The sequence below is a fragment of the Cryobacterium sp. Hh7 genome (genome assembly GCF_004403155.1).
Taxonomy (GTDB): domain Bacteria; phylum Actinomycetota; class Actinomycetes; order Actinomycetales; family Microbacteriaceae; genus Cryobacterium; species Cryobacterium levicorallinum.
In genome coordinates, this window is record NZ_SOHG01000012.1 from 144087 (window position 1) to 168404 (window position 24318).

A 24318-nucleotide genomic window follows, 5' to 3' on the forward strand; every position below is an offset into this window, starting at 1 on the left:
CTATGGCCGAATTTATCTACTCAATGGTCCGCGCTCGCAAGGCGATCGGTGAAAAGCTGATTCTTGACGACGTCACCATGTCCTTTTTCCCCGGTGCCAAGATTGGTGTGGTCGGCCCGAACGGCGCCGGAAAGTCCACCATTCTCAAGATCATGGCGGGTCTGGATACCCCCAGCAACGGCGAGGCGCGACTCTCCCCGGGCTACACCGTCGGCATCCTGATGCAGGAACCGCAGCTCGATGAGAGCAAGACCGTGCTCGAAAACGTGCAGGAGGGCGTCGGGCCGATCAAGGCCAAGGTCGACCGGTTCAATGAGATCAGCCTCGCTCTTGGCGAACCTGACGCCGACTTCGACACCCTGCTCGCCGAAATGGGCATTCTGCAGGAAGCGATCGATGCAGCAGATGCCTGGGACCTCGATTCCCAGCTTGAGCAGGCCATGGATGCCCTGCGCACCCCGCCGGGTGACTCCGAGGTCGCCAACCTCTCCGGTGGTGAGAAGCGCCGCGTAGCGCTGACCAAGCTGCTGCTGCAGAAGCCCGACCTGTTGCTGCTCGATGAGCCCACTAACCACCTCGACGCCGAGAGTGTCCTCTGGCTTGAGCAGCACCTCGCCAAGTATCCCGGCGCCGTGATCGCCGTCACCCACGACCGGTACTTCCTCGACCATGTTGCCGAGTGGATCGCCGAAATCGACCGCGGACACCTTTACCCCTACGAGGGCAATTACTCCACCTACCTCGAAAAGAAGCAGGAACGACTGCTCGTGCAGGGCAAGAAGGATGCGAAGTTGTCGCGCCGTCTCGCCGACGAGCTCGAGTGGGTGCGCTCCAACGCCAAGGGCCGTCAGGTGAAGTCGAAGGCCCGTCTGGCCCGCTACGAAGAGATGGTCACCGCCGCTGAGAGCACCCGCAAGCTGGACTTCGAAGAAATTGTGATTCCGGTCGGCCCGCGCCTCGGTGCCCAGGTCATCGACGCGACCAAGCTCGAAAAGGGCTTCGACGGGCGCATGCTCATCGACAATCTCAGCTTCACCCTGCCGCGCAACGGCATCGTCGGCATCATCGGCCCGAACGGTGTGGGAAAGACCACCCTGTTCAAGACCATCGTCGGCAAGGAACCGCTCGACGGCGGCGAGCTGAAAATCGGCGACACGGTCAACATCTCCTATGTCGACCAGGACCGTGGCGGCATCGATCCGAACAAGACCCTGTGGGAGGTCGTCTCCGACGGCCAGGACTACATTCAGGTCGGCAAGACCGAAATTCCCTCGCGCGCCTACGTCTCGACCTTTGGTTTCAAGGGCCCAGACCAGCAGAAGAAGGCCGGCGTGCTCTCCGGTGGCGAGCGCAACCGCCTGAACCTGGCTCTCACCCTGAAGCAGGGCGGAAACCTGCTGCTCCTCGACGAGCCCACTAACGACCTCGACGTCGAAACGCTTGGTTCGCTCGAGAACGCGCTGCTCGAGTTCCCCGGCTGCGCCGTGGTGATCACCCACGACCGGTGGTTCCTTGACCGGGTGGCCACGCACATCCTCTCGTATGAGGGAACCGACGACAACCCGGCCAACTGGTACTGGTTCGAGGGTAACTTCGAGTCTTACGAAGAGAATAAGATCGAGCGTCTCGGTCCCGACGCGGCCAAGCCGCACCGTTCCGCCTACCGCAAGCTCACTCGCGACTAGAAAGTAAACAAGTGAAGCTGCACGTTCCGATCCGCCTGCGCTGGTCCGACCTCGACGCCTACGGTCATGTCAACAACGCCGAGATGCTGCGCCTGCTGGAAGAGGCGCGCATCCTGGCCTTCTGGGTGACCGAAGACGACGGGGCGATCGGCGCGAGCACGGCCGTGCTCGACGGGCGTCCGGGAGCGGCGACCCTGACGCTGATCGCCCGGCAGGAGATCGAGTATCTGGCGCCGGTGCCGTACCTGCGTCAGCCGCTCGACGTGCGGCTCTGGCTCGGCAAGCTCGGTGGTGCGAGCCTTGACGTGTGCTACGAGGTGTTCAGCCCCGAGGGGGTCACGCCGGAGGTGCTGTACGCGCGGGCGAACACGACCATCGTGCTCGTGGATGCGGCGAGCGAACGCCCGCGCCGCATCGACGACACCGAACGCGCCGCCTGGACTCCCTACCTCGACGACCCGATCGAGTTTGCCCGCCGCTGAGCCAGCGCGGGCCATCGATCGCCGCGCCTGCCGGGATCGTTAGCCGGCCAGAACCGTGTCGCCAGCGACAGTGACGGTGACCCGGTCCAGTGCGCGTGGTGCCGGGCCGCCGAGCACTTCACCCGTGGCGAGGTCGTAGCGCGACTGGTGGCACGGGCAGTCGAATTCGGTGGCGGCGGGCTCCACCTTGCAGCCTTGATGCGTGCAGATCGCGCTGAAGGCGACGACCGTGCCTTCCGTCGGCTGGGCGAGCAGGATTGGTTGACCATCGAGGGTGGCCGCGATGCCACCGCCAACCGGGATATCGGCCAGTTTGGCGACCTCGGTCCCGGCCGGTGCCGTTTCCGCGCCGGGATCCGTGGCTGAACCGGTCGGATCGGTCGCGCTCTCGGTCTTGGTCGGGGACGCGTCCGTGGAGGCGGTACCGGTATCCGGGGTGCTGCTACAGGCAGCCAGGGCGACCGCTGCGGCGGCGCTTCCCCCCACCAGGATCATGCTTCGACGTGACAGGTTGATTGCCGGGGCCATGATTCTCCTTGAGGAACGTATTAACGGGTAGGTTGGCGCTGCTTCAGCTATCAACGAAGCTGCCGGTGGTTCGGTTCAGTGTTTCAGGACGTCAATTGAACCGCAATGGCCCCGGTTCCGTGTTAGCAGGGGAGGTAGGCCATGGCCGATGAGCGTGCCGAACTATTGCGTGCCCTCCACGACGAGCACGGGCCTATCCTGTGGCGCTATGTTGTGCGGCTGACCCACGACACCGCCCTCGCCGACGACGTGGTGCAGGAGACGCTGCTGCGCGCCTGGCGCCGGCCACGCCTGCTCGATCAGACCGAGGTGTCGGCCAGGGCGTGGCTGTTCACGGTGGCCCGAAACCTGGTGATCGACGACCGACGCTCGGCCCGCGCCCGACATGAGATGCCGACCGACCAGCTGCCCGAACAGCCCACCGACGATCAGACCGACGCCCTGCTCGATGCCTGGCTGGTAGCGGATGCCCTCACCGACCTCTCGCTCGACCATCGGGCCGTCATTGTCTGCGCCTACTATCAAGGCCAGTCCGTCGCGGAGACTGCACGACACCTGGATATTCCCGAAGGAACCGTGAAATCCAGGCTGCACTATGGCCTGCGAGCCCTGCGTCTCGCACTGCAAGAGCGAGGAGTTACGGAGCGATGAACACTCCTACTGACCGGTACGCAGACTGGGACGGCGCCTACGTAGTGGGCGCGCTTACGCCGGGCGACCGGCGTGACTACGAACGACACCTGAACGACTGCGCCGCCTGCAGTCAGGCCGTCGCCCACCTCGCCGGGCTGCCCGGGCTGCTCGCTCTGGTGCCACTGGATCAAGCTGCGCAGCTCGGTCACGCGACCGGTACGGCAGTGGATTCCGGCACATCGCCGTCCGCCGAACTGCTGCCCCGGCTGTTGGCCGAGGCACGGGTCCGCTCCCGGCGGGCCCGCCGGCGCACGGTGGGGGCCGTGCTTGCGGCCGCCGCGATCGCTGCATCCGCTGCCCTGATGGTGCCCGGCTGGCTGGACCAGCGAGTCACCAGTGCCAGGGAACCGGCCGTGGCCATGACCGCCGTCGTTCCGAGTCCGCTCACCGCGAGCTTTCGCCTCACCGGCGAAAACTGGGGCACCCGCATCGACGCGAGCTGCAGTTACGCGAAGAGCGGCAACGACTTCGGGCCGCAGCCCTACGCCCTGTTCGTGACCGACACCGCCGGCGACGAGAGGTTGGTGGCGAGCTGGATTGCCGGCCCCGGCACCACGATCACCGCCGCGGGCACCACGAGTGTCGCCGAAGACGATATCGCGAGCGTGGACATCCGGTGGATGCCCGACGAACGCGTGCTGCTGGAGTCCAAACCGAGCTGGTAGCTGCGGAACTATTCGAGGATTATGGGCACGCGCAACATGCCCTCCTGCGCCACGGTGGCCAGAAGCACGCCATCGCGGCTGAAAATGCTGCCGGTGGCGAGGCCGCGACCGCCCTGCGCGCTCGGCGAATCCTGCACGTAGAGCAGCCATTCGTCGACCCGGCCGAAGCGGTGCCACCACATGGCGTGGTCGAGGCTCGCGACCTTGAGGCCCGGCGAGGCCCAGGCGACGCCGTGCCGACGCAAGATCGGTTCCATGATCGAGTAGTCGCTCGCGTAGGCGAGCGCGGCGCGATGCACGTCGGGGTCGTCCGGCAGCGGCGAAAAAGTCTTCATCCATACGGCCTGACGCGAGGTGTGCTCGCCATTGACCTTGAGGTAGATCGGAGAGGGAACGTGGCGCATATCGAAGGGGCGCTCGCTGGCCCAGTAGCGCGCCACCGAATGGTCGATGTGCGCGAGCGAATCGGATGCCGTCGGAAGGCTTTCCGGGTCGGGAATGTCTGCCGGCATCTCGATGTGGTGCTCCAGGCCTTCATCGGCGTCCTGGAACGAGGCAATCATCGACAGGATCGGCACACCGTCCTGATAGCACTGGGTGCGGCGGGTCGAAAACGAGCGTCCGTCGTGAATGCGTTCGACCGAAAAGGTGATCGGCTGGTTGACATCACCGGGGCGCAGAAAATAGCCGTGCATCGAGTGCACATGGCGTTCATCGGGCACGGTCCGCATCGCGGCGACGAGGGACTGGGCCAGCACTTGCCCGCCGAAGACGCGACCGAGCGGCATCCACTGGGAAGGGCCCGTGAAGATGTCTTCGTTGGTGCGGGCTCCGGTGTCGGTCAGATCGAGAACAGCCAGAAGGCCTTCCATCGGCTTGTGCATGCTGTCTCCTCTGGCAAGTTTGCGTGCGCGGCCAACGGTCGTGGCGCATCTTGGTAGTTTAGAAGGTGATGAGCCAGTCATTCACTCTTACCGATTCCCAGTCCCTCAGCGATCTGATCGTGTTTCTGTCACGGTCCGGTCGCGTTCTCGATGGTTCCGTGCGCTTGATCGCATCGGAGGGGGTGATCGCGGTGTACACCGCGATCTTCTACCCGCGCGGCCTGCTCGATGTCAGCCCGACCGTGCTCGGCCTGCGCACCTTCGCGTTGACCACGCCGGTCGATCTCGACAAGGTCGTGCCGGTGCGTTCCCTGATCGAGCGCCTCAAACGGCTCGAATCGACGACCAGTGACCTGACCCTGCCGGTGACGGTGACCGTTCCCCTCGAGGTGAACACTGTGACCTGGGCCGGAATCTCGCCGCCCAGGGGGGGCTGGGACCGGCACGGGCAGACGACGGCCGCGCATCTCGAAGCCGCCGCCCGCGCCGGCATCGACGAGGTCGCTGCGGCGATTCCGGAAGGAACCGGAGAAATGATCGTCGAGCGGGTGCGCGCCGAAGTGTGGGGCCGTCAGGTCGATGGACTCGAATTCGTGCCGACCGGCGCCGGGTTTGCCGCGTTCAGCCTCGGCTTTCTCGCCGCCGACGAACCGGTGCAGCTCTACGAGTCGGGCCTGTGGACCCGCCTCAGCACGAGTCGTGGTCACGTTTTGGTGCGGCGCAAGCCCTGGACCCTCCAGCCGTAGCAACGACCACCCCGGAGGCTTGTGCTGCTGGCCGTCTCGGTCGGGCGTCATGCTTCTCGGGGTCTTAAGCGCGCCCTATCTCGTGGCCGGGCCAGCGGAGCGCTGCGATCTCATCTGCGTTGATGAACGGTAAGTGCGTGACAGGCTGCAATACTGCTTGGACGAACGTGGACTTGCCTGCACCATTGGGCCCAGCAAGGACATGGAGGGCGGGTGAATTCCTGCGGTCTTGTCGTTGGGGCTGCGAACACCGGCGTTGCCTCGGCATCGTCTTCATGACGCACCTGAAGCACTCCGCTACAGGTTGCGAAAAGGATAGCTGCCAATAGGAACGCCCGTAAGGGGATGGCGGATTCAACCGGTCGTCGCAACACTCGATTTTTGTGAGGTGTTGTACGTGTGGTCGAAGTATGAGCTGGTTGGGAAACAGGCGCGGTTTTGGGTGTTGATCACTCAAGGCTCGACGCTGACTGCAGCGTGCGATGCTGTCGGGGTGAATCGACGAACTGGACGGCGTTGGCGTCAAGCAACGGGTGGGCGGATCCCTCTTCCTGAGGCAGAGACGTCGGGGCGGTACTTGTCTTTGGAGGAACGACTGCGGATCGCGGACTTGCATTTGGGTGGCACCGGCGTGCGGGCGATCGCTGCTCTGGTGGGCCGGTCTGCGGTGACGATCAGTCGAGAGTTGGCTCGAGGCGGGTCCAAGACTGGCCCGCAGGCACGGACGAAGTATGCCCCGTATGCGGCGCAGAAGCAGGCCGAGCTTCGGGGACGTCGTCCCAAGGCCAGCAAATTCGACCATCCGGAGCTGGTCTTTGTGGTGCAGAAAAAGTTGTGCCTGAAATGGAGTCCGGACCAGATCAGTGATCATCTGGCTGCGGTGTTTCCGGATCGGCAGGAAATGCGAGTCAGCCCGGAAGTGATCTGCCAGGCGCTTTATGGGGGCGGTAGGGGTGGCTTGCGCGTTGATCTGCATCAGCATTTGCGCACCGGCCGCGCCATCCGGCGTCCGAGACGGCCTGCTGCGAAGAACTCGGGCAAGATCCCGGACATGACCATGATCAGCGAGCGGCCGACGGAAGTTGAGGGCCGCGCCGCACCGGTACATGAATTCCCCCGACCCGTGGGACTAGCCACTCGCCGCGTCACTCCGATGTGACAGTCCTGCGGTTTGGCGCGCTACTCGCTGTCTTCTGCTCGGCGCTGCAGCCGATCGAGCCTCAAACCTGGCATAGTTTGAAAAGCACCGGCAAGCACGCGAAAGATGGCCCCACTGTGCGTGATGGTGTGGGCAACCTCAGTTTTTTGGTCGGCAACCGGAACGAGTTTCCAAGCGCCTGTTTCATGCGCCTGGAAGCCGTCCACGCGCCAGACGACGTTGTCGTCGGTTATCTGGTCGTAGGTGATCGTGGGAGAACCAGGCAGTTTGGCTCGAATCCGGTACGGCTTCCCGACCAACGCAAGGGAATCAACCGTTGTGACCGAAAAGATCGCGGGATTCCACTCCGGCAGTCGCCGAATATCGGCGAGAATGTTCACAATCCTCGTGCTCGTTGCGTTGATCATGCGACTGCCGCTGTATTCCATACTCGTTCCGTTCTATCGCCCACAAGAAAGTCTTCAAGAACGGATGCCCGCGCTCCCCAGCCACAGACTATGGCACGGCACACGCAGCCAACCCTGCAGTGCCGGTCAAGTTGATCTACGTGAGCGATATCGTGGAGCAATGCTCCACCTGACGCCCACGACTGCCCAGGATCTCGACGAAGTGACCGAGTTCCTTCGACTCGCTGACCTGACGCTCAGCGGGCTCAATTCCCTCAGCCCCCTTCTCTCGTCGTCCGGCCGGTCTCGGTGGCAGAATCGGTGGCCAGCAGTGCCGCCCAGACGTCGGCGCGCGCCGGAAACGATCCCAGGTCGCGGGCGAGCAACAGTTCGGCGTGCAGAATACGGGCGCGCACCGTGTGCCGGTGCACCCCGAGCTCGTCGGCAGCGGCCCCGAACTGCCCATTGCAGAGCAACCAGGCGTGCAGTGTGGCGAGTAGTTCCGTACCGTGGGTCTGGTCGTGGGCGAGGACCGGGGCGAGCGTAGTCAGGCCGACCTCGCGGGCATCCGTTCTGGCCAGCAGCGCGAGCACGCCCTGCCGCGCGACGACGTCAAAGCCGGTCACGCCTATGGCGCCCTCCCGCGCCCGGGCGAGTGCCTGCTGGGCTTGGTCGAGGCCCCGCGGCAGCTGGCGATACTCGGTTGGCTCCGAGAGGCCGGCGTGCAACTCAAACAGCGTGCACAGGTCCGAGAGGATGCCGTCGGCCACCCGGTCCAGACAGAGCACGATGGTGTCCTCCTGTCGGGCGAAGAATAGTTGCCCTGGAGAGTCCTCGACGCGCAGCTCCAGGTACTCCGTGATGGCGTCGCGGCGCGCGGCCGGCGCGTCAACGACCGCGACCAGCACCGGCCCGACCGGAAGTGCACCCCACATCTGCCGGGAAATCTGATCTACCAGTTTCTGGTCACCGCCGAGCAGGGTGTGCATCAGCCCGGAGCGCAGCAGCCCCTGCGCGCGATCGAGGGCGTTGTTCTGCTCGAGGGCGAGACCGGCGAGGGCGATCACGCTCGTAACGACCTCGGTGCTTGCCTGGTCGAGGGCACGCGGCCCGCCCAACGCGAGCACGCCGCGCAGGTGGTCGTGCCCGCCGAGGGTCTGCAGGGACAGCGTCTCGCCGCCGGCCTCGACGCTGCTGCTCGATCGCTGGCCGCGCCCGAGCAGGCGGCGGGCCTCGTGCTGCACGGTCGCGCGGGTGTCGGGGGCTGCGCTGAACGTCTCGCGAGGAAACACCCGATCGAGGGTGCCGCTCGCGTCGAACAGCGCGACCCAGTGGCCGAGCTGGTTCGACAGCTCGGCGAGGGTCGCGCTCAAACCGTCGGGGCGGAGTGCGGCGAGCGCGATCGCACGCTGTGCCCGCAACGCCCAGGTCGCCCCGGCGTAGCGATCCTCGGCGACGAGGTCGCCGGCCGCTCGCGCCACGGCAATGAACGGTGTGCGATACGGCACCTCGAACAGGGGAAGGCCGAGCGATTGGCAGGCGGCGAGCAGCCCCTCCGGGGTGCCGTTGCGAATGACCTCGGTACCGAAACCGAGCGCGGTGAGGCCCCGGTCGCGCAAGCGCTGCACATAGCGGCGGTAGTCGGCATCCGCTTTCGGATCGGTGCCGAACTGGGTGCCGGTGGTGAGCAGCACCTGGTCGGCGGACAGAAAGGGGGTGGGGTCGACGAGATCGGAGCTGTGTACCCACTCCACCGGTGCATCGAGCGCGACCGGTTCGGCGATGCCGAGCAGAGTCAGACCGAGCTGGGGATCAGCGAGCAGGCGGCGCAGTGTGGGGAGCATGGGAGGCCTTATACAGGTTGGAGAGCTTGGTGGCCCCAACTATACAACCTGGCTATGTTGCGGCGGCCCGGTGTTGCCTAGCATTGCTCCGTGCCGCAAGTGGCACAGTGCTCCCATGGCATAGCGGTATCGTGCCGCGATGCCGCCCGTCGATTTGGATCGGAAACTCTGATGACCCTCCTGGATACCCCTCGCCCCACCAGTACCCCGCTTGGTGGCCCCCAGCTGGCGCAGGAACGCAAGCTCGTCACGAGCATCCCCGGCCCGAAATCACGCGCGCTGAGCCAACGCAAGGCCCAGGCCGTGTCGGCCGGCGTCGGGATCACGCTGCCGGTGTACGTGGTGGCCGCCGGCGGGGGCGTTGTCGTCGACGTCGATGGCAACTCGCTCATCGACCTGGGATCCGGCATCGCCGTGACCGGCGTTGGTAACAGCGCGCCGCGCGTGGTGGCGGCCGTCGCCGCGCAGCTGGCCCAGTTCACCCACACCTGTTTCACCGTGGCGCCCTACGACTCCTACGTTGAGGTTGCCGAAGCCCTGAACCGCCTCACCCCCGGTGACCATGAGAAGCGCAGCGTGTTGTTCAACTCCGGCGCCGAAGCGGTGGAGAACGCCGTCAAGATCGCTCGCCATTTCACCGGAAGGCAGGCCGTCGTCGCCTTCGACCATGCCTATCACGGCCGCACCAACCTCACGATGGGGCTGACCGCCAAGAACCAGCCGTACAAGAACGGTTTTGGCCCTTTTGCTCCCGAGGTGTACCGAGCGCCCATGTCGTACCCGTTGCGCGACGGCGGCCTGGACGGCGTCGTAGCGGCGAACCGGGCCATCTCGCAGATTGAGAAGCAGATCGGCGCGAGCAACCTCGCCGCCATCATCATCGAACCCATTCAGGGCGAGGGTGGCTTCATCGTTCCAGCTCAGGGATTCCTGGCCACTCTGCTGGCCTGGTGCCGCGCCAACGAAGTCATCTTCATTGCTGACGAAATTCAGACCGGCTTCGCCCGCACCGGCCACATGTTCGCCTGTGAACACGAGGGCATCGTGCCCGACCTGATCTGCACCGCGAAGGGGATCGCCGGCGGCCTGCCACTGTCGGCGGTTACCGGGCGCGCCGACATCATGGATTCGCCCCAGGCCGGCGGCCTCGGCGGCACCTACGGCGGCAACCCGCTCGCCTGCGCCGCAGCGCTCGCCACCATCGACACCTACGAGAGCGACCACCTGGTTGAACGGGCCGTCGCCATCGGAGCCATCCTGAACGAGCAGCTCGGCGCGCTCGCCGCCGCCGACTCGCGCATTATCGAGGTGCGGGGCCGCGGCGCCATGATCGCCATCGAACTCGTCGACCCCGCCACGGGGGAGCCTGATGCCGCCCTGACCGGTCGGGTCATCGCCGCCGCCCACGCCCAGGGCGTCATCCTGCTGGGCTGCGGAACGTACGGCAACGTCATCCGCTTTCTGCCGCCGCTCAGCATTCCGGACCATTTGCTGCTCGAGGGCCTGCAGGTTATCGCCGACGCACTGGCTGAGACACTGGCCGTCGCATGAGCACCGTGACCCTCACCGACCAGCCGGCAGCGCAGGGCAGCGCAGAGCTGCTGGCCCGCGTGCCCGACCAGCTGTACATCAACGGCCAGTGGGTGAACGGGACCGGGGAGCCGTTTGCGGTGACCGACCCGGCGACCGGGCAGGTTCTCAAACAGATTCAAAACGCATCCGTCGCCGATGGTGCCCGAGCCCTCGACGCAGCGGTTGCCGCAGCGGATGCCTGGGCAGCGACCCCGGCACGGGTGCGCGCGGAGATTCTGCGCCGCGCCTTCGACCTGCTGCAGGAGCGTCGGGAGGATTTCGCCACGCTCATGATGCTCGAAATGGGCAAGCCGATCGCCGAGGCCAACGGTGAAGTGACCTACGGCGGCGAGTTTCTGCGCTGGTTCAGCGAGGAAGCCGTGCGTATCAGCGGCCGGTACGGTGCCAACCCGGAGGGCACCGGCACGATGGTCGTCACCCAGCGGCCGGTGGGCCCGTGCTACCTGATTACGCCGTGGAACTTTCCGCTCGCCATGGCCACGCGCAAGATTGCCCCGGCGCTCGCCGCGGGCTGCACCGTGGTCGTGAAACCGGCCGAGCTGACCCCGCTGACCACGCTGCTGTTCGTGCAGTTGTTAGCGGATGCCGGCGTGCCGGCCGGCGTGGTGAACGTCATTACGACGACCCGGTCGCAGGCGGTGTCGGCCCCGATCATCGCCGACCCCCGGTTGCGCAAGCTCAGCTTCACCGGGTCGACCGGCGTCGGGCGTGCCCTGATCGCTCAGGCCGCCCAGAACGTGCTGCGCACCTCGATGGAACTCGGCGGCAACGCCCCCTTCGTGGTGTTCGCCGACGCCGACCTCGAGCAGGCCGTCACCGGCGCCATGCTCGCGAAGTTCCGCAACACCGGCCAGGCCTGCACGGCCGCCAACCGGTTCATCGTGCACGCGTCTGTGGCCGATGAGTTCGCCCGTCGACTGACCGAGCGGGTCAATGCCCTCGTGTCGGGACCCGGCATCGATCCCACGGTGAACTTCGGGCCGCTCGTGACCGAGGCGGCCGTCGACAACGTGGCTGCCCTCGTGCAGGACGCCATCGCGCGCGGCGCCACGCTGCTCACCGGCGGCATCCGCTCAGAGGGGCCCGGCTCGTTCTACGCCCCCACTGTGCTGACCGGAGTGAGCGCCGACAGCCGCCTCGTGCTGGAGGAAATCTTTGGACCGGTCGTCGGCATTCAAACTTTTGAAACAGATGAAGAGGCCATCGAAATGGCAAATGACACCGAATATGGTCTGATCGGTTACGTTTTTACCACCGATATCAACCGTGGTCATCGTATGATTGAGAGTATCGATACCGGAATGATGGGCCTGAACACCGGCCTGGTTTCCAATGCCGCAGCACCTTTCGGCGGCGTCAAACAGTCCGGGCTCGGCCGTGAGGGCGGCCTTGAAGGCATCAACGAATACCTCTCGACCAAGTACACCCTCATTCCCGCGTCCTAATCCCACCTCATCACAGGAGCAACCATGACCACGATTGATCGTGACGTCGTTATTATCGGCGCCGGGGCATCCGGTCTCACCGCCGCCACGGCATTGCAGAGGGCCGGCCTCAGTGTGGCGGTGCTCGAAGCCCGCGATCGGGTCGGCGGGCGGTTGTGGACCCATGAGATCGAGGGTGCCATGCTCGAGATCGGTGGTCAGTGGGTCTCGCCCGACCAGCACGCACTCAAGACCACCCTGGCCGAGTTGGGCCTCAAGACCTACCCGCGCTATCGGGCTGGCCGCAACGTGTACATCAACGGTTCCGGCGTGGTCAGCCGGTTCGACGGTGAGATATTTCCGGTTCCAGCCGGCACCGAGGCACAGATTCTTGGCCTGATCGAGAAACTCGACGCCCTCGTGGCCGAGATCAACCCGGATTCCCCGTGGGAGCATCCGCTCGCCAAAGAATTGGACGAGGTCTCCTTCAGCCGCTGGCTGGAGACCCAGACCGACGATCAGGAGGCCCGCGACAACATCGGCATGTTCATTGCCGGGGCCATGCTCACCAAGCCCGCGCACGCCTTCTCGGCGTTGCAGGCGCTGCTCATGGCGGCCAGCGCCGGGTCGTTCAGCAACCTCGTCGATGCCGATTTCATTCTCGACGAGCGTGTGGTCGGCGGGTTGCAGCAGGTTCCGCTGCTGCTGGCCGAGAAGCTCGGCGGCGATGTCTATCTCGGGCAGCCGGTGCGCAGCCTGACCTGGGAGGAGGACGGAGTCATCGTCGTTGCCGACGGTATGACGGTCACCGCCCGGCACGCGATCGTGGCGGTTCCGCCGCCCCTGATCAGTCGGATCAGCTTCGACCCGCCCCTGCCGCGCCGCCAGCAGCAGCTGCACCAGCACCTCTCCATGGGCTTCGTGATCAAAGTGCACGCCGTTTACGAGACGCCGTTCTGGCGCGCCGACGATCTCTCGGGCACCGCGTTCAGCCCGTACGAGCTCGTGCATGAGGCCTACGACAACACCAATTTTGAGGACCCACGCGGCACCCTGGTCGGTTTCGTCTCCGATGAAGAAGCGGATGCCGTCTTCGCGCTGACCGCGCTCGAGCGCAAGGCCCGCATTCTCGAGTCGCTCTCGCACTACTACGGCGAGCAGGCGCTGCACCCGGTCGTCTATTACGAAAGCGACTGGGGCTCCGAGGAATGGACCCGCGGCGCCTACGCGGCGAGCTTCGATATGGGCGGACTGGCCCGGTACGGCGCCGAACTGCGCAGTCCCGTCGGCCCGATCTCGTTCTCCTGCAGCGACATGGCCGGCAAGGGTTACCAACACGTGGACGGGGCGATCCGGGTCGGGCAGGAGACCGCCGCGGCGATCCTTGCCAAGTGCGAGGTCGCGTGAGGTTTCTGGTCGGATACACGGCGACCCCGGGGGGAGCGGATGCCCTCGCCCTCGGCGTGCGTCTTGCCCGCGCGCCCGGCGCCGAACTCGACGTGGTCCTCGTTCTCAATGCGGGGGACCGGGCGACGCTCACCCCCACCGATCCCGGCTACGACCGGCTGCTACTCGAGACGGCCGAGGGCTGGCTGGCCGAAGCGCTCACCCTGGTACCCGCCGGAATTTCGGTGCGCACCCACCTCGAACACGCCGATTCCTTCACCCAGGGGCTGCTCGCCGCCGCCGCTCGGCTCCAGGCGAACCTGATCGTCGTCGGCGCGGCAACCCACGGCCTGCTCGGCCGCTTCGCGATCGGCAGCGTCGCCGGCGGCCTGCTGCACTCCTCCCACGTCCCCGTTGCCCTTGCCCCCGAAGGCACCCGGGTGATGGGCACCGACGAACCGATCCGCCGGGTCACCTGCGCGGTCGGCACCAAGGCGGGAGCCGACGGACTACTGACGGCCGGCATCCTTTTGGCGCGCACAGTGGATGCCCCGCTGCGGTTGGTTTCCCTCGTCGCGATCGATCGTCCCGGCGCCGACGAACAGACGATCGTATTGGCCGCCGACCATGCCCAGGCAGTGCTCGACTACGCCACCGACCACCTGATGGACGGGCTGGAGGTGACCGCCAGCGTCGCCTCCGGCAGCAGCATCGAGCACGCCGTGCGCGGACTGCCCTGGGAACCGACCGAGGTCTGCCTGGTCGGCTCCAGCCGGCTGGCCCAGCCCCATCGCCTCTTTCTGGGCTCCATCGCGGCCAAGATGCTGCGCGAACTGCCGGTGCCCCTGATCGTGGTGCCCCGAGATTTCACCGTGCTGCCCGATGCCACAGTGCTGCCCGAATTCACCGAGACGGTGGGGAAATAAATACAACATGACACTAGAAATCAACGCCAGTGAAGCCGTTGAAAAACAGACGGGGGGCATCTCCAAGAAGGGGCTGAGCGCCGGCTCGGTCGGACTGGTCGGCGCCGTCATCATCGGCATCTCCTGCATCGCTCCGGCCTACACCCTGACCGGTGCACTCGGACCTACCGTGGCTGAAGTCGGTTTGCAGCTGCCGGCGATCTTCGTCGCCGGATTCATTCCGATGCTGCTGGTCGCCCTCGGCTACCGCGAGCTGAACAAGGCCATGCCGGACAGCGGCACCTCGTTCACCTGGGCGACGCGGGCATTCGGGCCATGGATCGGCTGGATGGCCGGGTGGGGCCTGATCGCCGCAACCGTCGTCGTGCTGAGCAACCTCGCCGGAATCGCCGTCGATTTCTTCTATCTGATGCTCTCGCAGATCTTCGGGAACAGCGCCGAGATCGCGGGGCTCGCCGGAAACCCGCTCATCAACGTCGGAACCTGCCTGGTGTTCATTCTGATCGCAACCTGGATCAGTTACCGGGACATGCAGACCACCCAGAAGGTGCAGTACTGGTTGGTCGGCTTTCAGCTGATCGTGCTGGTCGGATTCGGCATCATGGCCTTCGTGCACATCGCCAATGGCACCGCGTTCGACCCGACGCCGGTCTCGCTGTCGTGGTTCAACCCCTTCGCTGTCACCACGTTCTCCGCCTTTGCGGCCGGCCTGAGCCTGTCGATCTTCATCTTCTGGGGCTGGGACGTCACGCTGACCATGTCGGAGGAGACCAAGGGCTCGCGCTCGACTCCCGGCCGGGCTGCCACGCTCACCGTGATCATCGTCATGGTGCTTTACCTGTTCGTCGCCATTGCCGCCGTCTCGTTTGCCGGTGTCGGCGGTGTGGGCGTTGGCCTCGGCAACCCGGAGATCCAGGGCAATGTGTTCTTCGCGCTGGCCGGCCCGGCACTCGGCCCGTTCGCCGTGCTCATGTCGATTGCCGTACTCTCCAGCTCGGCCGCCTCGCTGCAATCCACCTTCGTCTCCCCTGCGCGCACCCTGCTCGCCATGGGCCACTACGGCGCATTGCCGCCGGCCTACGCGAAGGTCAGCCCGCGATTCTTCACTCCCGGATACGCCACCATCGCCTCCGCTGTCGTTGCCGCCGGGTTCTACACGATCATGCGTTTCGTCAGCGAAGATGTGCTCTGGGACACCATTACGACCCTCGGCATGATGATCTGCTTCTACTACGGTCTGACCGCGTTCGCCTGCGTCTGGTATTTTCGCCGGCAGTGGTTCGCCACCGTGCGCAACGCCTTCTTCACCTTCTTGTTTCCCCTGGTCGGCGGCATCATCCTGGCGGTGCTGTTCTGCACCACCCTGGTCGACAGCATGGACCCGAACTACGGCAGCGGCTCCGAGATCTTCGGGCTGGGTCTGGTCTTCGTGCTCGGCATGGCTATTTTGCTGATCGGTGTTGTCATCATGATCGTGCAGTCGCGGGTACGCCCGGCGTTCTTCCGCGGCGAGACGCTCAGCCTGGCTGCGCCGCGCTTCGGCGAGCGGGAGGAATAGCCGCGCTGCGGCATCCGCTGAGTGAAAGCGGATGCCGCCACGACGACGGCGACACGAGTGGGCACGCTCGCTGCCTCTAGGCTGTGGGAATGCCCATACTGTTGCAGCTTGACTCGTCCGCAGACCTCGTGACTTCGCGGTCGCGGGCGATCACGGCGACCTTCGCCGATACCTGGCGCAGTCTCGGCGGCGACCACACCGTCGTTCACCGTGACCTGCACCGCGAACCGCTGCCCCACCTGACGGATGCCGCGCTGCACTTTCCGCCCCGGCTACGCCCCGCGGATGCGAACCCGAGCGCGGAGCAGGAGGCCCTGCAGCAGGTTTTGATCTCGGAACTGGTCGCCGCTGACGTGCTGCTGATCGGCGTTCCGCTGTACAACTACTCGATGCCGTCGACCTTGAAAGCGTGGATCGATTACATCCACCTGCCGGCGGTGACCGCTCCGTTCGACGACCCAGCCAGCCAGCAGCCACTGGCCGGTCGCCCGGCCGTGCTCGTTTCGACTCGCGGCGGGGTTTACGACGCGGGAACATCCACGGAATTCGACGATCACGCACTGCCCGCGCTCAACCTGATTCTGGCGGACGCACTGGGAATGACAGTGGAAACGATCGTGGCCACCCGCACGCTGAGCGAACGTTTCGGCGCCCCCGCCGACGAGGTTGCCAAGCAGTACCAGGAACTGGCCGCGGCGCACGAGTCCGCTGCCCAGACCGCTCGCCGCCTGGGCTGACCCGCGCTTGATCGTCCGACCGCCGCGTCGGTTGGAACGCCTACTTCAGTCCAGAGCGGATGCGACGTGCCCGGCCAGCTCCAGCACCTGGTCCCGGTCGGCTGCTTCAACCGGCCGTTGGCCGTTGATGAACGTTCCCAGTGGCACCCAGCCATCGCCGACGATGAAGTCGACCGCGCAGGCCGAGACCGTGCCGACCGGGCACAGGAGGTAGGCCGGTTCGGCGGCTCCCGCGACGCTTACCGCCTCATGGTTCGTTCATGCCCCGCTCTGCACCTGGTCCGGATCAAAGGCCCACGCACCGTGCGGCAGCTTTGCCGGCGGTTGCGGTTGCGTTGCTGCTGCGGTGCGGAAACCGTTGCGGCTGCGTTGCGCCGGTGCCCCTACAGTCCTCTGCGCCGGCCGTCGGGCTGCGCCGGCGCGCACTGTTCTTGGTCCTGGCCCGTCAAGCAGCTGGGACCGAGTTCGCAACATCGGCACGGCATAGCTGCACACGCTGCTTGTGGATCGGGACGCCATTCCAATCGGCCGAATCTGCCCTGCATAAAATAATGACAGAGTTTCGATAGTTATTTTCATTGGTCGCTCGCGTCACCGCAACGCTTCTGATGGCACGAACCTTTCAATCGAACGTGAGTCAGGGCCTTCCAGCGCGGGGGAAGCTCCGCCAATTCGCTGTGGCACCGAAATTCGTGTAGAAATATACCTGAGTTTCTCTCGCTTTTACGTTCGATTTGGGGTAGAATCATGGGGAGGAGGCAATGGCGCCCATGTTCATGGACAACCCGAGCGAGGTCAGTTCGAACCCCGTGATTGTGGCGGTGGAGCAGGCGCGGGATGCGTTGTTGGCGGCGTTGGGTGGGCTGTCGTTCGGGCTGCTCGGTGATGAAGAATCCTTGAGCATGTTGCTCGCGCCGGCGGGTATCAGCCCGTGTTGTTCGGCCACCAGGGTCAGGTTGTGCACCTCGGCCCCACCAACCGATTCTTCACCACCACCCAGCGCCGAGCGTTAGCGGCCCGTGATGGTGGCTGTGTCATCCCCGGCTGCACCGTGCCGCCGCACCTGACGCAGGCTCACCACGTTATTGCCTGGAGTAAGGGCGGTCTGACAAATATCGACAACGTTGTTCTCATCTGCAACGCCGGGCATGCCAGTATCGAAACGTCCGGATGGGACATCGACATGCGACACGGACGCCCCTGGGTCCGCGGACCCCTCATCTTCGACCCCACCACCGCGAGCTTTTCGAACGATCCTGCGCCGAGTGCGCTGTTGGTGTTCGGCTATGTTGACTCCTTTGTACGGTTCGCCCTGGCTCTCGTCGCCGCCATGCAGATTGCTGGCGCTGGCGCCGTGCCGACGCCGTGGATTTGGGTGCCGGCGTGGGTCGCGGGGGCAGCATCCACTTCATGGTTGTTTTTGGCTATCGTGTCCGTTGGTGCCACAGAGCGCTGCAACATATTTACAGCGTTCCTGCTGAGCGTGGACGGTCTCGCGCGCGTCGGCGGCACCGTGTTGCTCGGTGTTCTGGCGATAGTGCTCGCGGATCGTGCGCGTCGCCCGACGGCTGCCCTTATCCGCGCTGGACCGTGGCCTGAACACTGAATTCGGGCAGTATGGGCTGGCCTCGTCGGTGGACGTTCGCTCGCTCCGGTAGCGGTTCCCCACGATGTCGAACCCACCCCACGATGTCGAACCCACCCCACGATGTCGAACCCACCCCACGATGTCCCATCCATCTCGGGGTAATGATTCGAGCCATCCTGATGATGAGTGGCTTCTGGCTCGCCGAGAAGGTCGATGGCGGCCCTGACGGCTTCGTCACCGTTCTCGGAATAATGGAGTGAGAGCAGCACGGTTCCGTTCTCATTCACGACGTCGGTCGTCTCGGCGCCAAGAAGAACCGTTCCAGCGGTGTGCTCCTCGGGTACGAATGTCGATATCGGATCGGAACCCGTGAAATTCTGCATGCAGAATGCATGCGGCGGGACTACGCTGTGGGCATGAGTACCGAGATCATTCAGGTTCGGGACGTGCCGGCCCAAGATGCCGAGGTTCTGCGTGCGCGCGCGGCGTCGCGGGGCATGTCATTGTCGAGCTACCTCCGCGAGCTGATTCACGACGACACGTCGCGCCCAGCGATGGTCGATGTTCTTACGCGAATCGGTACCCGAAGCAGCGTAGAGGGCAGTCGTGACGACATCCGTTCGTATATTGAGGATGACCGCCGATAGTGCCGGTCGTCGATGCCTCGATCGTCGTGCGGCTGCTGCAGAACCGTCGGGGCGACAAAGGACTTCAGGAACGGTTCAATCAGCAGCGGTACGTGCATGCCCCGACGCTGATCGATGCTGAGGTGAGCTCCGCCATTCGCGGGCTTCTACTGACCTCGAAGCCCATGATCAAAATTGATCTGAACCGGGCGGAGGAGATGCTGGCCGATTTCGCGGACTTGCCCTTGGTGCGCTACCCGATGCAGCCGTTCCAGCGGCGGGTCCTGAGCCTGCGGCACAATTTCACCGCCTACGACGGGTTCTATGTCGCGTTGGCCGAGTCGTTGGCTATGTCACTGCTCACCGACGACCGCAAGTTCGTCACGGCCCCCGGTCACACTGCCATCATCGAAACTTGGCCTTAGGGGAGTGGATACACTGTTCGAGTGAAGGTGCTGGAGGGATTTCATCGAGCGGACCGGGCATTTTTTGCCCGCGAGGTGCTCGAACTCGCACCCGAAGTTCTCGGCTGCATCCTGCAACGCACGGATGACGATGGCACTGTGGCCATTCGAATAACCGAGGTCGAGGCGTATGCCGGTGAACGCGACCCCGGCGCGCACTCCTATCGGGGTATGACCAATCGGAATAAGACCATGTTCGGTCCCGCCGGGCACCTTTACTGCTACTTCACCTACGGAATGCACCACGCGGTGAACCTCGTCGCCGGACAACCAGGCCAGCCCTACGGTTGTCTCATTAGAGCCGGAGACGTACTCGAAGGAGCCGATATTGCTCGCAGTCGCCGAGAAATCAAGCCACGAAAGGTTCCCCTGCTCGATCGAAGTTTGGCGCGAGGTCCTGGTTGCGTCGCGCAAAGCTTTGGGGCATCTCTGGCCGACGATGGCGATGATCTTTTCGGCGGACAGTGGACATTTTTCGTACCCGATGACGGGGCGGTCGTCCCGCATCTGACCGGACCACGCGTGGGCGTCAGCGGGCCCGGCGGCAGTGCGACGGACTTCCCCTGGCGATTTTGGCTAGCGGATGCCCCGTCGGTCTCGGCCTACAAACCGGGCCGCTCGTAATCTGGCTCAGGATCATCCTTCGGGCGGGTACCAGACGTGATCAATGTCGAGCGTGGCTCTGAAATTCAGGGGCCGACATCACTCGCGCGAGTCGTCTGCTGCTATTTGGCGGCGAGCAGCCGTTCCACGCGTGGCTTGACCTCTGTGGCGAGCAGGGTGATGGACTCGAGCAGGTGTTCCTGGGGGAGTCCGCCGTGGTCGCCCTGCAAAAAGTGCCGCATGTGGCCGAGGTGCCGGTGCAGGTCGACGATGCGTTCGGCGACGTCGTCCGGGTCGCCGATGAAGTAGGCATTGGGGGCGTCGACCTGGGCCAGGTAGGAACCTCGTTGCGGCGCTGGCCAGCCGCGCAGCCGACCCATCTCCACGTTGAGGTTGACCCAGCCCGGATACATCCGCTCCACCGCTTCCTTCTTGGTCGGAGCTACCAGGCCGAAGGTGGCGACCGAGACTTTAATGTTGTCGCCGGTGTGGCCGGCTTGCGCCGCCGACTGCCGGTAGAGATTGGCGAGCGGCGCGAACCGGTGCGGCTGCCCGCCGATGATGGCGTAGGCGAGCGGGAGGCCGAGGCGCCCAGCCCGGGCCGACGACGGTGCGCTGCCGCCGGTGGCGATCCAGATGGGCAGGGAGCCCTGCACTGGACGCGGCACGACGTCGAGCTGGGGGATCGAGGGACGCGCGGTTCCCGACCAGGTCACGTTCTCCGTGGCGCTGTTGTTGAGCGTGAGCAGCAGGTCGAGCTTCTGGGCGTAGAGCTCGTCATAGTCGTTCAATTCGTAGCCGAACAGCGGAAAGGTCTCGACCGAGGAGCCGCGGCCGGCCGTGATCTCGATGCGGCCGCCGCCGGAGATGGCGTCTGCTGTGGCGAACTGCTGGAACACCCGCACCGGGTCATCCGTTCCAATAATGCTGGCGGCGCTGCCGAGTTTGATCCGAGTCGTCGCCGCAGCAGCCGCGGCGATGATCGCGCCGGGTGATGAGGCGGGCATGGAAACGGTGTGGTGTTCACCGATGCCGAAATAGTCCAACCCCGCCTGGTCGGCGTGCACGATGGCGTCGAACAGGTTCTTGATCGCCTCCGCGGTGGAACGCGAGCTGCCGTCGGGGCCCCGTTGAGTGTCACCGAAGCTGTAGGCGCCGATTTCCAAGGTGTTCTCCATTGTGTGAGTGGCTTAGGCAGCGACCGCGAGCGGACGGGCCTTCTGAATGAGGGCGCGAAGCTGGTTCGCGGTGTGACTGCCGGTGAAGATCTCGGTGGCCGGCTCAAACGAGCGGCCGGCGGCGAGGGGGCCGGCATCGATCGCGTCGTACCCGAGTCGGTCGATGAAACTTGCGACGACTGCCTTGGCTTCGAGGTCGTCACCGGCCAGGGCGAGCCCTCGTCGCATCGGCGCGCCCCCGGCCCTATCGTCTTCTTCGAGCTCGTGGTAGCCGATGTGGTTGAGCGACTTCACCACCCGGGCATCGCGCAGAAACTCTTCGACGACCTCGCTCGTTGTGCGCGAGTCGCGCTCGAAATCATCGAACACGCCGTCGACCGGTGCCCAATAGTTCATCGCGTCGATAACGATTCGGCCGGCGAGCTCGCCCGGGTTGAGCGTGCGGTACTTGTGCAGTGGAATCGCGAGTACCACCAGATCGGATGCCGCGGCCTGGCTTGATTCCACCGCCACCGCCCCGGGGGTCACAATGTCCACCAGCAGCGCGTTGTCCGCCGCGGGCTGCGCGGTCGCGATGCGCACCTGGTAACCGGCTTTCAGCGCCTGCCGAGCCAGGGCTGTTCCGACCCGTCCGGCGCCCAGAATGCCGATGGTGGTGGTGTGCTGACTGCTTCTGGCACTTTGACTGCTTCTGGCACGTTGACTGCTCATAGCGCTGCTCCCGTCGAAATATGATGCTTTACAGATCATATGACGCTAAGAATATCTATGCAACCGCATGGTTTGGGATAGGATCGCTTTCATGACTTCCGAATCGATTCTGCCGGCCACCGTGCCGGGAGATCTGGGGTGGAACCTCGCGATGGTTTTGCGCGGCTATCAGCGGCAGCTGGAGACCGCTGTCGAGGGGCTGCCCGGGGGAGTGCGCTGCTATCAGGTGCTGTCGACCGTCATTCACCGAGACCTACCGTCGCAGCAGGCCATCGGGGCGCACCTCGCCATCGATCGCACGGTCTTGACCTACCTGCTCGACGGCATGGTGGACGCCAAGCTGGTGGAACGCATTCCCGACCCCACCGATCGTCGAGCCCGAAAGATTCGGGCCACAACAGAGGGCTTGAGCGTGCTCACCCGGTACGAGACGCGCGTTGCCGCTGTGGAAGCCAGCATCCTCTCCGGAATGGACGACGATGACGCCCACCGGCTGGCCGGGCTGCTCGGCGCGCTGGCCACGAGCGTGCACCGCGCCGATCCAACGGCGAGCCCCTGCGCGGCCGCCGAGTCGCTCGCACAGTAACAGGCCCAGCCCGGTTAGTTTGACGGCTGGATCAGCCATTTGGAGCGCACCTGCAGGCTGGCGTCCTCGTAGCCGAGGTGCTCGTAAAACCCCAAAACCACGTCGTTGCCCGAACGCACCGAGCACCGTGGAGGTGTCGCCGTCGGCTCGGTACACCTAGTCCTCGAAGCTGTTCACCATCGCGAAAGCTGCACGTTCCAGATAATCCCAGAGGATGCCCTGCTGCAGCGGTGGCAGGTTGGCCGCGTCCACGGCGACTTTCATGTGGCCCAGCCACCGGTCGCGGGCATCCGGATTGACCTTGAACGGTTGGTGCCGCTGGCGCAGACGCGGGTGACCGCGCTGCTCGCTGTAAGTGCCTGGACCGCCCCAGAACTGCTCGAGGAACATGACCAGCCGGTGTTCGGCCGGGCCGAGATCCTCTTCGGGATACATCGGCTTCAGCACCGGGTCGGTCGCAACGCCCACATAGAAATCGTGCACGAGCCTTTCGAAGAATGGCGTTCCACCGACCTCGTCGAAGAACGTCGACACCGCGGCAGGGCCGTTCTCGCCATCGCGCAGGTGCACGCCGGCGGGGGTGGCGGGCTGATCGGTCGGGTGTCGTTCAGAGGTCATTCGGTGCAGCTTTCTCTTCGGTACGGGTCAGTCAATGCCGTCGCCGCGAACTTCGGGGTCTGGTGCCTTCATCGGAGCCGGCACGTCTTTGGGCTTGGCCTTGCGCGGCCCGCGGGGCTTCCGCACCGCGACCGGGCCGGTGCGCACGCCGGCTACGACGTCGGGCACGGCTGCCGCGGCCTCTTCGGCCGCGTCCAGGGCACCCTCGACCGGTTCAACGGTCGAGCCGTCGATGGTGCCGTCGCCGGTGGTCATGACGACGCTGTTGAGCGGGGTCAGCGGAACGCCCATGCCGTCCAGGGCCTTCTTCATGTGCAGGCGCAGGTCGCGGGCGAAGTCCCACTTGGCTGAGACCCGGGTCTTGACCACAAGCCGGGTGACGAGGGCTTCGGCGCTGATCGACTCGAGGCCCCAGATCTCCGGCTTTTCGAGGATATAGGCGCGCCACTTGCGGCTCGAGGCCAGGGCACTGGCGACGCGCAGCAGCTCGTCCTGCACGGCCTCCACGTCGGAACTGTAAGGGATGGCGAGGTCGATGATGACGCGGGCCCAGCCCTGCGACATGTTGCCGACCCGCAGAATCTCACCGTTGCGCACGAACCAGAGCGTGCCGTCGACATCGCGCACCTGAGTAATGCGAATTCCGACCGTTTCGACGACACCGGATGCGAATCCCACGTCGACGATGTCGCCAACGCCGATCTGATCCTCCACCACCATGAACAAGCCGTTGAGGATGTCTTTGACGATGTTTTGAGCACCGAAACCGAGGCCTGCGCCGATCGCCGCGGTGAGCAGCGCGAAGGAGCCGAGGATGTCTTTGTTCAGGGTGGTGACGATGAGCAGCAGTGCGGTGATCAGAATGAACACGTTGACGATGTTCGCCAGCACGGCGCCGAGTGTGCGCGAGCGCTGCACGACGCGCACGGCAGCCAGGGGGGAGACGTTCAGCGCCTGGGTGTCGTCGACCTTCTGGTTCTTCTTGACGCCAGAGACGATCTGTTGCACGACCCGGCGAATCACGAATTGCAGGGCCCAGCGCAGTGCGAAGGCGACGACGATAATTGCCGCAATGGCGAAAATCTTTCCGACGTAATCGGTCCACGGAATATCAGCGATGGAGGTGGCGAGGTTGGCCCAGAAAGTTTCCCAGTTCATATCCAAGCCAGTCTACCGAGGGGCCTCGGCGGTACCCGGGAGGTAGCCCCGGTCGCTGGTGACCGATCACCCACGCGGCCAGCGCAACCC

General features: G+C 65.0%; 26 protein-coding genes. 17 read left to right on the forward strand and 9 right to left on the reverse strand.

Annotation, left to right across the window (positions count from 1 at the left end):
• The first annotated feature begins 2 nt into the window (after positions 1-2).
• Together ettA and E3T43_RS02085 are read left to right on the forward strand one after the other, a co-directional pair.
• A complete protein-coding gene (gene ettA, locus E3T43_RS02080; protein ID WP_134441430.1) occupies positions 3-1685 on the forward strand; it encodes an energy-dependent translational throttle protein EttA in 1683 nt (560 codons plus the stop codon).
• 11 nt (positions 1686-1696) lie between these two features.
• Positions 1697-2167 carry a thioesterase family protein gene (locus E3T43_RS02085; protein ID WP_134471146.1) on the forward strand — a complete coding sequence of 157 codons (471 nt, stop codon included), beginning with the start codon at positions 1697-1699 and terminating at the stop codon, positions 2165-2167.
• A gap of 39 nt (positions 2168-2206) precedes the next feature.
• Here the strand turns inward: E3T43_RS02085 and E3T43_RS02090 are convergent, their stop codons facing one another.
• On the reverse strand, positions 2207-2695 hold the full coding sequence (locus E3T43_RS02090) for a ubiquinol-cytochrome c reductase iron-sulfur subunit (protein ID WP_134441433.1): 489 nt from the start codon (positions 2693-2695) through the stop codon (positions 2207-2209).
• A gap of 141 nt (positions 2696-2836) precedes the next feature.
• Here E3T43_RS02090 and E3T43_RS02095 point away from each other — a divergent pair, with 141 nt between their 5' ends.
• Entirely contained in the window at positions 2837-3346 is a 510-nt protein-coding gene (locus E3T43_RS02095; protein WP_134441435.1) for a sigma-70 family RNA polymerase sigma factor, read from the forward strand.
• A complete protein-coding gene (locus tag E3T43_RS02100) occupies positions 3343-4053 on the forward strand; it encodes a zf-HC2 domain-containing protein (protein ID WP_134471147.1) in 711 nt (236 codons plus the stop codon). Before E3T43_RS02095 ends, E3T43_RS02100 begins: the two co-directional genes overlap by 4 nt.
• A gap of 8 nt (positions 4054-4061) precedes the next feature.
• Here E3T43_RS02100 and E3T43_RS02105 read toward each other — a convergent pair whose 3' ends face one another.
• Entirely contained in the window at positions 4062-4937 is an 876-nt protein-coding gene (locus tag E3T43_RS02105; RefSeq protein ID WP_233195428.1) for an acyl-CoA thioesterase II, read from the reverse strand.
• A gap of 68 nt (positions 4938-5005) precedes the next feature.
• On the opposite strand from E3T43_RS02105, the gene E3T43_RS02110 reads away from it, so the two are divergent.
• Together E3T43_RS02110 and E3T43_RS02120 are read left to right on the forward strand one after the other, a co-directional pair.
• On the forward strand, positions 5006-5683 hold the full coding sequence (locus tag E3T43_RS02110) for a hypothetical protein (RefSeq protein ID WP_134471148.1): 678 nt from the start codon (positions 5006-5008) through the stop codon (positions 5681-5683).
• A 577-nt stretch (positions 5684-6260) separates the two neighbouring features.
• Positions 6261-6842, forward strand: a complete 582-nt coding sequence (locus tag E3T43_RS02120) for a helix-turn-helix domain-containing protein (RefSeq protein WP_166791208.1) — start codon at positions 6261-6263, stop codon at positions 6840-6842.
• Between the two features lie 20 nt (positions 6843-6862).
• Here the strand turns inward: E3T43_RS02120 and E3T43_RS02125 are convergent, their stop codons facing one another.
• On the reverse strand, positions 6863-7249 hold the full coding sequence (locus tag E3T43_RS02125; protein ID WP_134471150.1) for a hypothetical protein: 387 nt from the start codon (positions 7247-7249) through the stop codon (positions 6863-6865).
• A gap of 254 nt (positions 7250-7503) precedes the next feature.
• On the reverse strand, positions 7504-9072 hold the full coding sequence (locus E3T43_RS02130; RefSeq protein ID WP_134471151.1) for a PucR family transcriptional regulator: 1569 nt from the start codon (positions 9070-9072) through the stop codon (positions 7504-7506).
• A 171-nt stretch (positions 9073-9243) separates the two neighbouring features.
• Between E3T43_RS02130 and gabT the strand changes: the two genes are divergently transcribed.
• The 6 genes from gabT to E3T43_RS02160 all read left to right on the forward strand — a co-directional run bounded on the left by gabT (position 9244) and on the right by E3T43_RS02160 (position 16696).
• Positions 9244-10623, forward strand: a complete 1380-nt coding sequence (gabT, locus tag E3T43_RS02135; protein ID WP_134471152.1) for a 4-aminobutyrate--2-oxoglutarate transaminase — start codon at positions 9244-9246, stop codon at positions 10621-10623.
• Positions 10620-12110: an NAD-dependent succinate-semialdehyde dehydrogenase gene (locus tag E3T43_RS02140; RefSeq protein ID WP_134471153.1), complete on the forward strand. Its 1491-nt coding sequence runs from the start codon at positions 10620-10622 to the stop codon at positions 12108-12110. Before gabT ends, E3T43_RS02140 begins: the two co-directional genes overlap by 4 nt.
• Before the next feature lie 24 nt (positions 12111-12134).
• Positions 12135-13496: an NAD(P)/FAD-dependent oxidoreductase gene (locus E3T43_RS02145; protein ID WP_134471154.1), complete on the forward strand. Its 1362-nt coding sequence runs from the start codon at positions 12135-12137 to the stop codon at positions 13494-13496.
• Positions 13493-14401: a universal stress protein gene (locus E3T43_RS02150; RefSeq protein WP_134471285.1), complete on the forward strand. Its 909-nt coding sequence runs from the start codon at positions 13493-13495 to the stop codon at positions 14399-14401. The genes E3T43_RS02145 and E3T43_RS02150 overlap by 4 nt, the downstream gene beginning before the upstream one ends.
• A gap of 7 nt (positions 14402-14408) precedes the next feature.
• Positions 14409-15959 carry an APC family permease gene (locus tag E3T43_RS02155; RefSeq protein WP_134471155.1) on the forward strand — a complete coding sequence of 517 codons (1551 nt, stop codon included), beginning with the start codon at positions 14409-14411 and terminating at the stop codon, positions 15957-15959.
• Positions 15960-16048: 89 nt separating this feature from the next.
• On the forward strand, positions 16049-16696 hold the full coding sequence (locus E3T43_RS02160; RefSeq protein WP_134471156.1) for an FMN-dependent NADH-azoreductase: 648 nt from the start codon (positions 16049-16051) through the stop codon (positions 16694-16696).
• Positions 16697-17441: 745 nt separating this feature from the next.
• On the opposite strand, the gene E3T43_RS02165 is transcribed toward E3T43_RS02160, so the two are convergent.
• The gene (locus E3T43_RS02165; protein WP_134471157.1) at positions 17442-17660 is read right to left on the reverse strand and encodes a hypothetical protein; all 219 of its coding nucleotides are present in this window, start codon (positions 17658-17660) and stop codon (positions 17442-17444) included.
• On the opposite strand from E3T43_RS02165, the gene E3T43_RS02170 reads away from it, so the two are divergent.
• The 4 genes from E3T43_RS02170 (at position 17655) to E3T43_RS02185 (ending at position 19998) form a co-directional block, all read left to right on the forward strand.
• Positions 17655-18302: an HNH endonuclease signature motif containing protein gene (locus E3T43_RS02170; RefSeq protein WP_166791209.1), complete on the forward strand. Its 648-nt coding sequence runs from the start codon at positions 17655-17657 to the stop codon at positions 18300-18302. The two genes, E3T43_RS02165 and E3T43_RS02170, sit on opposite strands and share 6 nt — an antisense overlap.
• A 398-nt stretch (positions 18303-18700) precedes the next feature.
• Positions 18701-18931, forward strand: coding sequence for a hypothetical protein (locus E3T43_RS02175; RefSeq protein WP_134471159.1), 231 nt, complete (start codon positions 18701-18703; stop codon positions 18929-18931).
• The gene (locus E3T43_RS02180; RefSeq protein ID WP_198414285.1) at positions 18931-19335 is read left to right on the forward strand and encodes a type II toxin-antitoxin system VapC family toxin; all 405 of its coding nucleotides are present in this window, start codon (positions 18931-18933) and stop codon (positions 19333-19335) included. The genes E3T43_RS02175 and E3T43_RS02180 overlap by 1 nt, the downstream gene beginning before the upstream one ends.
• Positions 19336-19356: 21 nt before the next feature.
• A complete protein-coding gene (locus E3T43_RS02185) occupies positions 19357-19998 on the forward strand; it encodes a DNA-3-methyladenine glycosylase (RefSeq protein WP_134471161.1) in 642 nt (213 codons plus the stop codon).
• Between the two features lie 101 nt (positions 19999-20099).
• Here the strand turns inward: E3T43_RS02185 and E3T43_RS02190 are convergent, their stop codons facing one another.
• A complete protein-coding gene (locus E3T43_RS02190; protein ID WP_134471162.1) occupies positions 20100-21155 on the reverse strand; it encodes an LLM class flavin-dependent oxidoreductase in 1056 nt (351 codons plus the stop codon).
• A gap of 12 nt (positions 21156-21167) precedes the next feature.
• Positions 21168-21866 (reverse strand): NADPH-dependent F420 reductase, encoded by a 699-nt coding sequence (locus E3T43_RS02195; RefSeq protein WP_134471163.1) that lies wholly within the window; start codon positions 21864-21866, stop codon positions 21168-21170.
• A 91-nt stretch (positions 21867-21957) separates the two neighbouring features.
• Between E3T43_RS02195 and E3T43_RS02200 the strand changes: the two genes are divergently transcribed.
• Entirely contained in the window at positions 21958-22452 is a 495-nt protein-coding gene (locus E3T43_RS02200) for a MarR family winged helix-turn-helix transcriptional regulator (RefSeq protein WP_166789355.1), read from the forward strand.
• Between the two features lie 156 nt (positions 22453-22608).
• Here the strand turns inward: E3T43_RS02200 and E3T43_RS02205 are convergent, their stop codons facing one another.
• Together E3T43_RS02205 and E3T43_RS02210 are read right to left on the reverse strand one after the other, a co-directional pair.
• Positions 22609-23070, reverse strand: coding sequence for a globin (locus E3T43_RS02205; RefSeq protein WP_134441191.1), 462 nt, complete (start codon positions 23068-23070; stop codon positions 22609-22611).
• Between the two features lie 27 nt (positions 23071-23097).
• The gene (locus E3T43_RS02210) at positions 23098-24228 is read right to left on the reverse strand and encodes a mechanosensitive ion channel family protein (RefSeq protein WP_134441192.1); all 1131 of its coding nucleotides are present in this window, start codon (positions 24226-24228) and stop codon (positions 23098-23100) included.
• Between the last annotated feature and the right edge of the window lie 90 nt (positions 24229-24318).